The organism is Saccharothrix sp. (genome assembly GCF_031180885.1).
Lineage (GTDB): Bacteria > Actinomycetota > Actinomycetes > Mycobacteriales > Pseudonocardiaceae > Actinosynnema.
This window is the reverse complement of the sequence record NZ_JAPSLK010000100.1, coordinates 1-12493: the sequence shown is the minus strand read 5'-3', so window position 1 is coordinate 12493 and position 12493 is coordinate 1. Positions and strand designations below refer to the sequence as shown.

The window sequence follows — 12493 nt, the reverse complement described above, 5'->3', positions numbered from 1 at the left end:
GCCCGGGCGGGGGACCGCAGGGCGTTGGAGGAGTTGGTGGCCGCGCACCTGCCGCTGGTCTACAGCATCGTCGGCCGGACCCTGTCCAGCGATGTCGACGACGTGGTTCAGGACACGATGGTGCGGGTGGTGCGGGGGATCGGTGGTCTCCAGCAGCCGGACAGCTTCCGCTCGTGGCTGGTGGCGGTGACGGTCAACCAGATCCGGGAGCACCGCAAGCGCCGGAACGTGGTCGAGGGCCAGTGGGAGCAGTACGGCGAGCACCCCGATCCCAACGCCGAGTTCGCCGACTACGCGCTGCTGCGGCTCGACGTGGCCCGCCAGCAGCAGGAGGTCGAACGCGCGGCCCGCTGGCTGCAACCGGGTGACCGTGACCTGTTGTCGTTGTGGATTCTGGAGAGCAGTGGGCATCTCACCCGGGCGGACATCGCGCGTGCACTGAACCTCGATCCCCACCACGCGACGGTCCGGGTGAGCAGGTTGAAGGGGCGGTTGGAGGGGGCGCGCATGGTGGTGCGCGCACTGTCCGCGCGTCCCCGTCGTCGGCCACCTCCACCGTGCTGCCGACAACGGCGCCACCGCCGCCATCCACACGGGCCGCCCCGACAACCACACCTCCACCGGTCACGACCACGACAACGGCCGCGCCGCCCGCGCCGACGTCCCCGGCAGCGCCCACGGTCCAGCCCGCGCCCAGTCGGTTGATCACGCTCCTCAACGACCGCCGCCGCGCCCTCGGCCTGCCCGAGGTCCGGGAGAACGCCCGCGAGGTCGAAGCCTCGGTCGCGTGCGCCGAGACCAACGTCAAGAACGGCTCCGGCCTCACCCACTGCGGCCACGAAGTGCTGTTCTGGTCGTCCGGAGGGCCGTCGCCCGAGCAGATCATGGAGGCGTGGTTCAACAGCCCGGGCCACAAGCGGGCGCTGACCTACGGCAGTTCGCGCAACGCCGGCGCGGCGATCGTCGCCAAGCCCGGCGGCGGCATCGTCGCGGCCCTCACCATCGACTACTGACGGGCAAGTCGCTGCCGTCGACATTCGAGTGCGCGGCAGCGGGTAGTGCGGACAATCGCCGCACCCGGCGGTCCCGGGCCGTCAAGAGGACCGCCGGGGACGGAGCGGGAGACCTGCTGTGCGCCGGCTCCGCGGCGAGGCGGAAGTCGGCGGCATCCGATGGCTTGCGGCGCGAGCCGTTCGCGCCGCGGCCGGATGCCCGGCGGTCGTCGTCCCGGGCGGCGCGTGGTCGTCTGCCGCGACCCTCGGTTCACGCCGTGGCGAAGAGGCTGCTCTCGAGGTGGTCGAGGGCCAGGCGGACCGCGCCGAGCGCGACGTTCTGCTCGCCGAGACGTGAGGCCTGGACCGGGATGGGGAACAGGCAGAGTTCGTCGAGACGCTGCTTGAGGGGTTTGAGGAGGGTGTCTCCGGCGTGCGAGAGCCCGCCGCCGATGACGATCTTGTCCGGGTCGATGAGGAGAGCCGAGGCGGCGATGCCGGTGGCGAGGTCGTCGATGAAGGTGGGGTCGTCGACCGGTTTGCCGGCGGCCAGGGCGTCGCGGGCTTCGTACCAGCGGGCCGCGGGGAGCACGCCGATCTCGCCGGCGGCACCGTGGCGGCCTACGCGCAGGGCACCGCCCAGAAGGATGCCGACCGAGACCTGGTGTCCGGCGAGGATGTAGACGACGTCGGAGGCGTCCGCGGCGGCGCCCTGCCAGTGTTCGGCGAGCGCGCCGAGGTTGGCGTCGTTGCCGACCATGACGGGTCCGGTGCCGATCCCGGACAGTGCTTGTCGGACGTCCACACCGCTCCATTGGAGCAACGCGGGGGACCGTGCGACCGTTCCGGTGCTCGGATCGATCGGCCCGGTGGTGCCCGCGCCCACGGCGAGGACGTCGGCGAGCCGGACGTTGGACGCCCGTGCCGCGCGCTTGAGGGCGGTGCGGGCAACGTCGACGCGGTCGGCGTTGCTGTGCTCGGCGGACACCTCGATCCGGTGGCTGCCGAGCACGGTGCCGCCCAGGTCGGCGCACAGTGCCAGGACTTTGTGGATGCCGATGTCCACGCCGAGCACGTAGCCGTACTCGGCGCGGAACCGGAAGCGCTTGGCGGGCCTGCCGACCGGGCGTGGCGCGTCCGGGTCGGGCAGGACTTCCGCGAGCAGTTCACGGTCGACCAGCTCGTTGACGGCTTCCTCGGCCGAGGGGCGCGAGATCGAGGCCCGCTGGGCGATCTCGCTGAGGGTGAGGCCGGTCGGAGCGCCGTCGGCGTGGATCACGCGCAGGGCCGCCGTGGTCGTGGCACGGCTCAGCGGGGCTCCGAACCAGTGTGGGGACGACTCCGCGTTCATCGACTCTCCCGCCCTCTTGACCCCGTGCCACTCGGGTGCAACCATGCTACCGCCGCTAAATATTAAGTTCAACTGCGTAATTAACTCACCCCTCGTGTGGTCGAAAACCTCCAGTTCCGGGCTGGTAGGCGACCGCTGAACTCGACGCTTCGATGGAGGCTCGAACCCCATGCCCCAGTCCCGCACGGCGCTGTCCTGGCTCGCCGACTCGGTCCTGTACCAGATCTATCCGCAGTCGTTCGCCGACTCGGACGGTGACGGCATCGGCGACCTCGCGGGCATCACCGAGCGGTTGGACTACCTGGAGTGGCTGGGTGTGGACGCCGTGTGGCTGAGTCCGTGCTTCGACTCGGAGTTCGGCGACGCCGGCTACGACGTGACGGACTACCTGAGCGTCGCGCCGCGCTACGGAACGAACGAAGACGCGGTCTTACTGGTGGAAGCCGCGCGAGTTCGCGGTATCCGGGTGATGCTCGACCTGGTTCCCGGGCACACGTCCCACCGGCACCCGTGGTTCCGGGAGTCGGCGAACACGCCCGGAGATCACCGGTACATCTGGTCTGACCACATCCCGTCGCCGATGCGCGAGTGGGTCCCGAACCTCGGGGCGCGAGGTGGCTTCTACCGGGCCAACTTCTACGCGATCCAGCCGGCGCTGAACTTCGGCTACGCGCGCCCCGACGACGCCGAGCCGTGGCGCCAGCCCGTCGACGCCGAAGGGCCTCGCGCGAACCTGGCCGCACTCCAGGAGATCATGGGCTTCTGGTTCGACCTCGGCGTGTCCGGCTTCCGGGTGGACATGGCCTTCTCGTTGGTCAAGGACGATCCCGGGCAGGTCGAGACGGCCAAGCTGTGGGGCCGGGTCCGGGAGTGGGTCGACCGGGTCTACCCGGACAGGGCGCTGCTGGCCGAGTGGGGGGACCCGAAGGTCTCCATCCCGGCGGGTTTCCACTCGGACTTCTTCCTGCACTTCGACGGTCCCGCGCTGCGGTCGTTGTGGGACAACGGCACGGGCAGCAAAGGGCCCTGGACGGACGGCCGGCCGTGCTACTTCGACCCCGACGGCAAGGGGTCGACGGCCGCCTTCCTGGCCGAGTGGAACGCGGCCGACGAGGCTGCCGACGGTCGCGGGTTGATCGCGCTGCCCACGTCCAACCACGACTTCTCGCGACTGGCCTGCGGGCCCCGCACCCGCGACATGGTCGCGCCGGCGTTCGCCTTCCAGCTGACCTGGCCGTCGCTGCCGGTCATCTACTACGGCGACGAGATCGGCATGCGGTACGTGCCCGACCTGCCGGACAAGGAAGGCAGTCAACTGGACACCCAGGCGCGTCAGGGCTCGCGCACCCCCATGCAGTGGGACGACGGCCCGAACGCCGGGTTCTCCACCGCCGCCGCCGAATCCCTGTACCTGCCGATCGACCCGGACCCCGACCGGCCCACGGTCGAGGCCGGCCGGGCCGACGAGCAGTCGCTGCTGCAGCAGGTCCGCAGACTCGTCGAGCTGCGCAAGAAGGTTCCCGACCTGGGCACCACCGCCCCGGTCCGGGTGCTCCACCGCGACTACCCGTTCGTCTACACCCGCGGCGACAGCCACCTGGTCGTGATCAACGGCCGTCGCGACCCCGTCGTCGTGACGGTGACCGGTGTCGAGGGCGCCGTTCCGGTGCTCACGAGCGGGGTTGACGTGGTCGACGGGGAGATCCGGGCGACCGGCTTCTCCTACGGGATCTTCAGCCTCGGTCCGGAGGACCGGGTTTCCCCCACCACCCCATCCTCGACTGGAGAAACATCATGATGGATCGTCGCAGACTCCTCGCCGCGGGCGGAGTCGTCACCGCCCTGGCGCTCCTCGGCGCGTGCACGGCGGGCGGCGACAACGGTGCCAAGGGCGGCAACGGGGAGGTGGAGCTGTCGTTCCTCACCTTCGAAACCCCCAACCTGAACGCGGCCTATTGGGACGCCGCCATCGCCCGGGCCTCCGCCAAGGTGCCCGGCGTGAAGATCAAGAAGCTCGTCGCGCCCAGCGCCGACCGCACGTCCTACGTCAAGCAGTTGGACACCTCGGGGCAGATGCCCGACATCATGGCCGCGATCAGCGTGAGCGGGTTCGCCCAGAGCGACAAGCTCGCCACCTTCACGCCCACGGAACTCAACGAGTTCGTCTGGCCCTACGTCAACACCATCGGTGGCGAGATCTACCAGTTGCCGTACAACACCCAGACCATCCCGATGGTCTACTACAACAAGGACCAGTTCGCCAAGGCGGGGATCACCGCGCCGCCCAAGACCTACGCCGAGTTCCTCGACGTCTGCGAGAAGCTCAAGGCAGCCGGCACCAACCCGATCGTGCTGGGCGGCGGCGGCAAGGACACGTGGGCGGACATGTACCCGCTCACCGCCACGGTCGCCACCGAGGTCTACAAGGGCAACCCGGAGTGGCTGGCCGACCGCGTGGCGGGCCGGAAGACGTTCGCCGGCGACCCTGGCTTCGTCAAGGCGGTGCAGAAGGTCGTCGACCTGGCGAAGAAGGGCTACATCGACCCGGTGGGGTTGAGCCGCTCCTACGCCGACACCGAGAAGGCGTTCCGCGAGGGCAAGGGCGCCATGTACCCGATGGGTTCGTGGTTCCCGGCCTCGGCCGACAGCGACAAGCCCGGCTTCGAGATCGGCGTGTTCGCGTGGCCCACCGACGACGGCTCCCTGGTGGTGCCGGCCTACACCGGCGGCGGGCTCAGCGTCAGCGCCAAGGCGCCCGACGTCGAGCTGGCCAAGAAGTGGGCGCTGGCGTTCCAGACCGACAAGTCCAACCTGGACGCGATCGTCAAGGGCGACGGCGCGATCATCGCCCTCAAGAACTACCAGCCGCCCACCGAGATGGGCCCGGTGTACAAGGCCACCCTCGCGATCTACGACGAGGCCGTCCGCCAGAACGCCGTCACCACCGCGTTCTCCCAGGAGAACGGCGACGCGTCCCTGCCGCCGGGCCTGGCCGACAAGGCCGCTCTCGGCGTGCAGGACCTCATCACCGGCAAGAAGACCGCGGTCGAGTTCGCCGAGTTCCTCGACGCCGAGTGGGCCAAGACCAAGTAGCACCAGACGTGCCGCCCGCCGTCCTTCGTGGACGGCGGGCGGCACTCCCGGAAAGGAGCGCCGCGGTGACGGCGACACGAACCCACCCGCCGGCGGCCACAGCGCCACCGCTCGAACCGCCCGCCGCCCGGCCCCCGCACCGCCGCGCCGGCCGAAGGGTCGGCGGCGTCGGCACCTTCACGCTGTTCGGCCTGCCGTCGCTGGTGCTCTACGGCTACGTGGTCCTGGTCCCCATCGGGATCTCGGTGTACCACAGCCTGACCAACCGCAATCCGTTCAGGCCGCCCACCCGCTGGGTCGGCTTGGACAACTACCAGAAGCTCCTCGTCGATCCCGGGTTCTGGAAGGTCCTGACCAACACGATCGTCATCACCGTGGTCGTGACGATCGCCGCCAACGCGATCGGCCTGGCGGTCGCCCTCCTGCTGGACCGCCGCGGCTGGCTCTACAACCTGCTGCGCGGGGTGTTCTTCACCCCGGTCGTGCTCAGCGGCGTGGTGGTCAGCGTCATCTGGCAGGCCGTGCTCACCGACGACGGCCTGCTCAACTCGACCCTGCGCGGCCTCGGCGTCGAGCGACCGCCGGGCTGGCTGTCCGACCCGGACCTCGCCCTCTACACCCTGTGCTGGATCATGACCTGGCAGATGATCGGCTTCTGCGTCGTGGTCTACCTCGCCGCACTGCAGGGCGTCCCGGCCGACCTGTACGAGGCCGCCGCCGTCGACGGCGCCGGACCCGTCGAGAAGTTCCGGCACATCACCTGGCCCCTGCTGGCTCCCGCGCTGACCATCAACACGGTCATGCTGCTCATCAGCACCTTCAAGGTCTACGACCACGTCCAGGTCATCACCAACGGCGGTCCCGGCGACGGCACCACCAGCACCATCGCCTTCGACGTCATCCAAACCGGACTGATCGGCAACCGCGTCGGACACGCCTCCGCGGTCGCGGTGGTCATGCTCGTCTTCGTCGCCGTCGTGGCCACGATCGTCCTCCGCCTGCTCCAGCGCCGCGAGGTCACCTCATGAACCACAGCAATCACGGTTGGCTGCGCCCGCTGGTCGCCACCTTCGTCGGCGCGTCGTTCTTCCTCCCGCTCTACCTCGTCCTGGCCAACGTCTTCAAGCCCGGCAAGGACATCATCGGCTCGCCCGCGGCGCTCCCGATGCCGCCCACGCTGCACAACATCGAGGAAGTGCTCTCCCGCCCGGACCACCTGTTCTGGTACGGGCTGGTCAACAGCATCCAGGTCACCGCGATCTCCATCGTCGTGCTGACCGCCCTGTCGGCGATGTGCGGCTACTACCTGGCCCGCAACAACGGGCTCGGCGCCCGCGTCATGCTGGTCGTCATGCTTGCCGGGCTGATGATCCCGCCCGCCGTGATCATCCAACCGATCACGGAGGTGCTGCGCTCGGCCGGACTGATGACCTCCGTCGTCGGGCTGGTCGTGGTCAACGTCGGTTACTACCTCCCGTTCGGGGTGTTCGTGTTCGCCGGCTTCGTCAAGACCATCCCGGTCGAGATCGAGCAGGCCGCCGCCATCGACGGCGCCGGGCGGTTGCGGGTCTTCTGGCAGATCGTGTTCCCGCTGCTGCGGCCCGCCTCCGCGAGCGTGCTGATCTTCCTCGGTGTCTGGATCTGGAACGATTTCCTCAACCCGCTCATCATCCTCGGCCCGGCCGAGGGCACCACGGTCACCGTCGGGATCTACCGCGCCATTGGGGAACACCAGGCCGATTACGGGTCCGTGTTCGCCCTCATGTTCCTCGCCAGCCTTCCTGTCCTCATCTTCTACCTGGCATTCCAGAAGCACTTCGTGAAGGGCCTGACAGCCGGGGCGAGCAAGGGCTGACGGAAACCAGTCCACGTCCTGGGCAGGCGTGACCGAGCACCCCGTCGGAATGGCCGGTCGGCATATCGACGGGGTGCTCAGCCATGCATTTGTCAAGGAAGGGCTGGGTATCGCTGCTTCGCGATGTCGTACCCGCTGGAGCTTATCGGCATTGATGGCGCTTGATCACTGCTCCATTTCGGAGACCTTGTTCCCGCTGGGTGGTCACGCAGCGGAGCGTGCGTCATCCGCGCCCGCAAGAATGCGGGAGCCGACGGGCGAGGGGGTTCCGATCACGAGCAGTTCGGCATCGTGGCGCGGAACTCCTCGTGCGGCGGCGCGACGAACCGCTCCCTGGCGGGGTGGCCAGGGAGCGGTTCGCCGCGAGGGTGGTTGTCGCGCCGACCCTCAATTCGAAGCGGGCGGCCGACGGCTCAGGGCAGCCGCCACTTCTGCGCGTTGGTCTGGTTGCAGTCGTGGATCTGCAACTGGGTGGACCACGTGGTGGCGGCGCCGGGGACGTCCAGGCATCGGCCGGACTTCGGGTTCAGCAGCCCTCCACCGGCCTGGGGCACCCAGACCTGCGCGTCGGTGTTGTTGCAGTCGTAGAGCTGGACCTTCGTGTTGTTCGCCGTGCCGCCACCGGTGACGTCCATGCACTTGCCCAAGGCGATGAGCCGGTTGTCCGCCGTTGCCGTCCACCGCTGTGCCGCGGTGTTGTTGCACCCGTAGGTCTGGATCGGGGTGCCGTTGGCCGTGGAGGCGGACCGGACGTCCGCGCAGAGGCCGGCGATGCCGACGAGTTCGCCCGGGACCGGCGCGAGTGTCGCCGCGTGGAGGGTGACGTTGCCGTCGTTGCCGCTGTACGAGGTCGCCGCCGTGTAGGTCACCGTGAGGGTCTGGCCCGGGGTGGCGGCGCGGAAGGTGATGTCGGCGGTCCCGTAGCCGTTGCCGGACGGGCTGTCGAAGTCCGAGCTGTAGCTCGGCGCGCTGCCGTCGCTCAACGTCGCGGTGAACCGTCCCTTGGCCGACCAGCCGCCCAGGTGGACGCGGAGTCTCTGTGTCGTGGACGAAGCGGGGACGGTGAACCGGAACCCGTTGCCGGTGCCGCGGGTGAAGACGGCGGTGCGGGTGGCGGTGGCGGCGGCGGTGGGCGTGCCACCGGTCCAGGAGTAGGCGACTTGGCTGTCGTCGAGGCGGAGCACCGGGTTGCCGCCGACCTGCGTGAGGTCGGAGATGGCCGGGGTGACGCCGCTCTTGTGGTCGTAGCTCGTGGCGCTGGTCAGCCCCCAGTGCGCCCAGTCGGTGCTGCCCTGGGCGGTGAGGTCGACGGTGCCCGCGGGCTGCCCGGCCACCGAACCGGTGACGGCGCCGCCGGTCGTCGTCTGCGGAGCGATCGTGTAGGTGGCACCGGCGGTGGTCGGGAAGGTGTACCGGTCACCGGCCACCGTCGTCGGCACCGGGTTGCCCCCGGCATCGGTCACCCGCATCGCCCGTCCCGGCCACGGGTTGAGCACGGTCGCCGGAGTCCCGCCGTTGTCGGCGGTCAACGACACGTTGCTCGCCGTGCCGCCGTCGTAGTCGGCGGTGACCAGGAAACCGCCCTTGGTGCGCAGCCTGGAGAAGTGCGCCCGCTGGCCCGCCGGGTAGTTCGGGAACAGCCGGATGGTGCCGTTCACGGACTGCACCAGCATCGCGTTGATGGCGTCGGTCGCGGACACCGACTCCAGACCACCGCCTCCCTGGTAGATGGTGTGGTTGGCGCGCATGCCGGAGGTGATCGACTTGAGGCGGGACTGGAGTGCCGCCGCCGGGTAGCCGATGTGCGCGGCCACGCCGTAGCTCTTGGCGAGGTTGTTGCCCTGGTTCCACGAGTCCATCGCGTCCAGCGTGTCGATCGCCGTCTGCCGCTGCGACTGGGGCGAGTCCAGGTCCAGCAGGTCGAACGGGTGGGTGAACTCCAGGTTGCAGATGGTGCGGCCCACGAGTTCCGCGAACCCCTGGCTGTGGTCCCGGTTGTAGACGGTCTTGCCGTTGTGGACCGCGGTCGGGAAGTCCGGCAGGTTGGCCAGGATGTCGTTCCACAGCGCCCGGCGCCCGGCGTCCACTCCGAGCAGTTCGCTGTACTTCACCGTGCGGGTCAACACGTACCGGATCGCGGCCAGCGACAGCGAGTCGTCCTTGGCCCACTCGTCCTCGTAGGCGGCGCCCATGAAGTGGTACTTGCCGTCCGCCTCCTTCGGCCCGACGTAGTCCTCCCAGAAGTTCGCCAGTTGCAGCAGGTACGGGTACAGCGTGCCGCCGAGGAACCGGGTGTCGGGCTGGTACTCGTACCGGTAGACCAGGGTCACCGCGGCGTAGGTGGCGTTGGTCGGCTGGTTCCAGTAGTACCGCTCGTTCGTGGACCCCTGCGGACCGATGCCCACGGGGTAGAGGTAGCCGCGGGTCGAGGCCGGGACCGCGTCCTTGAAGTGCTGGCTCACCCCGAAACCCGCCGGCGTCGTCTGGAGTCGGGCGATGTTGGCCGCGCCCGTGGCGCGGTAGTCGAGCACGACCTGGTTCAGCGGATCGGCGACGTCCACCCGGTTGCTGGAGAACGTGCCGTAGTAGGGGGATTGGGCGTTGTAGTTGAGGTGGTAGTCGCCCCACAGCGGGGTGTCCGTGGTGATCCACGCTCCCCACAGGTTCGGCGCCGTCGACCCCGACCGGGACGCGCTGCCCAGCACGTACTGGGAGCCGTAGTAGTACTTCTCCAGCGTCGGGTCGAACACGCGGACGTAGGACTTGAGCCAGTAGTCCTTCCACCACGCGCGGTGCTCGGTGCCGAGGTTGGTCACGGACGCGGCGGTGAGCGCGTTGGCGGTGCCCTCGGCGCGGGTGACGTGGTCGGTGACGCCGCGGCCGCCCTCCACCGCCGCCACGACCGTGACCGTGGCTCCGGGGTTGACGGTGAACTGGGCGGTGGAGGTGCCGGTCGAGTTCGTGGACGTCGTGACCGGGGCGCCCAGGACCCTGGTGGCGACGGCCATCCGGGACACCCACTCGCTGGAGGCCACGTTCTGCGTGCTGCGGGCCGCCCACAGCGTCGAGCCGCTCACCCCGGAGGTCGACGGGTAGGCGGAGTTGCCCGACTTCGTCCAGGCGTCCAGGGCCAGCGTCACCGGCGCGGTGCCGGTCGAGCTGATCTCGGTGACGACGACGTCGGCCGAATCCGCGACGTAGGACCTGGTCCGGACCGGGACGTTGTTGACGGTCAGGTCCGTGCGGACCTCGGCGTTGAGGATGTCCTGGGTCATCGAGTACGCCGTGCCGGTGTCGGTTCCGGCGGCTCTGCGCAAGGTGAGTCCGCCCAGGGTGATCGGGTGCGCCCCGTCCGGGCCGGGGCTGGTCCAGAAGTCGTTCTTGCTCAGGTAGAGCCGCAACGTGTTCCGGTCGCCCCCGACCGTCACGCCCAGGTCGCCGTTGCCCAGGAGGGCGCCGTCGGTCATGACGTCGGTGACGGTGCCGGTGGGAGGCGAACTCCACGTGCCCGCGTAGCCCGGCAGCAAGCCCTGGAGGGTGTTCCAGTCGTCGTCGAGGTCCGCTGCCGCCGCCGCGGGCGTGATTCGTGCGACCGGTGCCGGCATCGCCGCCTCGGCCAACGACGCACCGAGCACGACGGCTGAGGCCATGCCGATGACCGCCGTCCGCAGCCCCGAGCCGCGCGGACGGGACTGGGTCGATGTCCCAGCCCTGCTGCCGCCGGCGCGCACAGGTATGAGCCTCAGCCGCGATGGGCTCCGAGGGTGCATTCCATCCTCCTTGATGGTGACGACGGGCCGCCGGCTCGCACAGCGGAGATCGTGTCAGCCGGCGCTTGGCCGGAAATGGGCGAACAACGCCCGTGCCAAGGTTCGAGCGGCGGCACGTACCGGGCCGCCGGCGGGTGCCGCGTTCCACGCGCGGGGCGTACGGTCAAGATTAATTACTAAGATGAGTTTAATATCTCCGTCGAGGTGGGATCGTTGCACCCGGTAGGAGCAACGTCAAGGGTCGTTCTGGCGCATGAACGGCGTGATGGCTCGCGGTCGGTTGGCGACGCCGCCTCGATGTGTGATCACTTCAGGGTTCGGCACGGCAGTCGGTCTTCACCGCCGACCTGCCCGACGGCAACCACACCCTGCGGCTGGTGAAGAAGTCCGGCCTAGTACCTCGTGGTCGACCGCTTCGCCATCCGCTGGGACCAGGTCGGCCCCGATTGGTGTTCTGAGGCGCAGGGCCCCGCTCGTCACGGGATGGCCGACCGGCTGGACAGGGCGGTGCCCTGCGATCGACGCCACGGCACCCCCTTGTGTGGTTCCCCTCGCGCCGCACCCGCCGCACCCGCCCGGTGAGCCCGCCCGACGACACGTCGAGGGTTGGACCGACCCGGTCGGGGCCGCGCCCGCCGGCGCGTCCCACCGCAGGTCGGGACCCGGTCGGGCGGTGCCGGCGGTTCGGTCATGGCGCAGTCGGGGACGCCCGGCCATGCGGGTTCATGCCGGCGCATGGCCGGGCGGGCATCGGGTGGTGCGCCGGCGGTGGGATGGTCCCGGGCCCGGCACATCGACTGCCCCGCGAAGGAGGGGCCGGGGGATGCGGCGTCGTGGGCAGTCTCGTATGCATCCGATGTTTGTGCAACCTTTGGCTGTGAACAGGTGGCGGATTGTTGACATGCGCCTGGTGCCGGCGGCTGACTGAATCTGCCTTTAGCTGGGCTGTTGGTGGTCTGCGAGTGTCCTGGCGGTGGGTTCGAGCGCGCCAATTGGGACTATCGGTCGCTCATACATCGGATCTATGCTGCCCGGGTCTGGCCGGACCTGGTACTTCGATCTGTTCACCACACCCAACGGAGGGTGTCCATGCGTAGATCGCCATCGAAGTCGTCGACGGCGGCGTTCGCGGCACTTGCCCTGCTCTCGGCCGGCCTGGTGGTGCTGTCCGATCGGGTGCCCGATGCGCACGCCCAGCAGGCGCCGGACGGCAACACGCTGTGTACGACGAGCCCGCCTCCGACTGGGAGAGTAGGGCGCTGCCGATCGGCAATGGTGCGCTGGGCTCAACGGGTTTTTCATCCACAAGCTCGGCCTGTCCGGGTTCATGGTCACCCTCGGGATGCTGACCATGCTGCGCGGGCTGCAGGAGGCGCTGACCAAGGGCCAGACGCTGTTCGACGTGCCCGCGTCGTTCCTGTACCTCGGCGCG

Annotated in this window: 8 protein-coding genes; 6 read left to right on the top strand and 2 right to left on the bottom strand. The window is 69.4% G+C overall.

Annotated elements, in window-relative coordinates; all coding sequences use genetic code 11:
* Together RIN75_RS43010 and RIN75_RS43005 are read left to right on the top strand one after the other, a co-directional pair.
* Positions 1-705 (top strand): sigma-70 family RNA polymerase sigma factor (locus tag RIN75_RS43010; protein WP_309117878.1); only part of this gene is annotated, 705 nt, incomplete at its 5' end.
* A complete protein-coding gene (locus RIN75_RS43005; RefSeq protein WP_309117877.1) occupies positions 702-1013 on the top strand; it encodes a CAP domain-containing protein in 312 nt (103 codons plus the stop codon). The genes RIN75_RS43010 and RIN75_RS43005, both read left to right, overlap by 4 nt.
* A gap of 250 nt (positions 1014-1263) precedes the next feature.
* On the opposite strand, the gene RIN75_RS43000 is transcribed toward RIN75_RS43005, so the two are convergent.
* Complete coding sequence (locus RIN75_RS43000; RefSeq protein ID WP_309117876.1) at positions 1264-2343, bottom strand: ROK family protein; 1080 nt, start codon at positions 2341-2343, stop codon at positions 1264-1266.
* 169 nt (positions 2344-2512) lie between these two features.
* On the opposite strand from RIN75_RS43000, the gene RIN75_RS42995 reads away from it, so the two are divergent.
* The 4 genes from RIN75_RS42995 (at position 2513) to RIN75_RS42980 (ending at position 7291) form a co-directional block, all read left to right on the top strand.
* Positions 2513-4141, top strand: a complete 1629-nt coding sequence (locus RIN75_RS42995; protein ID WP_309117875.1) for an alpha-amylase family glycosyl hydrolase — start codon at positions 2513-2515, stop codon at positions 4139-4141.
* Positions 4138-5436: a substrate-binding domain-containing protein gene (locus tag RIN75_RS42990; protein WP_309117874.1), complete on the top strand. Its 1299-nt coding sequence runs from the start codon at positions 4138-4140 to the stop codon at positions 5434-5436. Before RIN75_RS42995 ends, RIN75_RS42990 begins: the two co-directional genes overlap by 4 nt.
* Positions 5437-5501: 65 nt before the next feature.
* Positions 5502-6464: a sugar ABC transporter permease gene (locus tag RIN75_RS42985; protein WP_309117873.1), complete on the top strand. Its 963-nt coding sequence runs from the start codon at positions 5502-5504 to the stop codon at positions 6462-6464.
* Positions 6461-7291, top strand: coding sequence for a carbohydrate ABC transporter permease (locus RIN75_RS42980; RefSeq protein WP_309117872.1), 831 nt, complete (start codon positions 6461-6463; stop codon positions 7289-7291). Before RIN75_RS42985 ends, RIN75_RS42980 begins: the two co-directional genes overlap by 4 nt.
* 413 nt (positions 7292-7704) lie before the next feature.
* Here the strand turns inward: RIN75_RS42980 and RIN75_RS42975 are convergent, their stop codons facing one another.
* The gene (locus RIN75_RS42975; RefSeq protein WP_309117871.1) at positions 7705-10941 is read right to left on the bottom strand and encodes an RICIN domain-containing protein; all 3237 of its coding nucleotides are present in this window, start codon (positions 10939-10941) and stop codon (positions 7705-7707) included.
* Positions 10942-12493: the final 1552 nt, after the last annotated feature.

Coding starts and splice junctions, on each gene's coding strand:
- RIN75_RS43000 (WP_309117876.1), bottom strand. CDS start 2,343: ATGAACGCGGAGTCGTCCCCACACTGGTTCGGAGCCCCGCTGAGCCGT.
- RIN75_RS42995 (WP_309117875.1), top strand. CDS start 2,513: ATGCCCCAGTCCCGCACGGCGCTGTCCTGGCTCGCCGACTCGGTCCTG.
- RIN75_RS42990 (WP_309117874.1), top strand. CDS start 4,138: ATGATGGATCGTCGCAGACTCCTCGCCGCGGGCGGAGTCGTCACCGCC.
- RIN75_RS42980 (WP_309117872.1), top strand. CDS start 6,461: ATGAACCACAGCAATCACGGTTGGCTGCGCCCGCTGGTCGCCACCTTC.
- RIN75_RS42975 (WP_309117871.1), bottom strand. CDS start 10,941: ATGGCCTCAGCCGTCGTGCTCGGTGCGTCGTTGGCCGAGGCGGCGATG.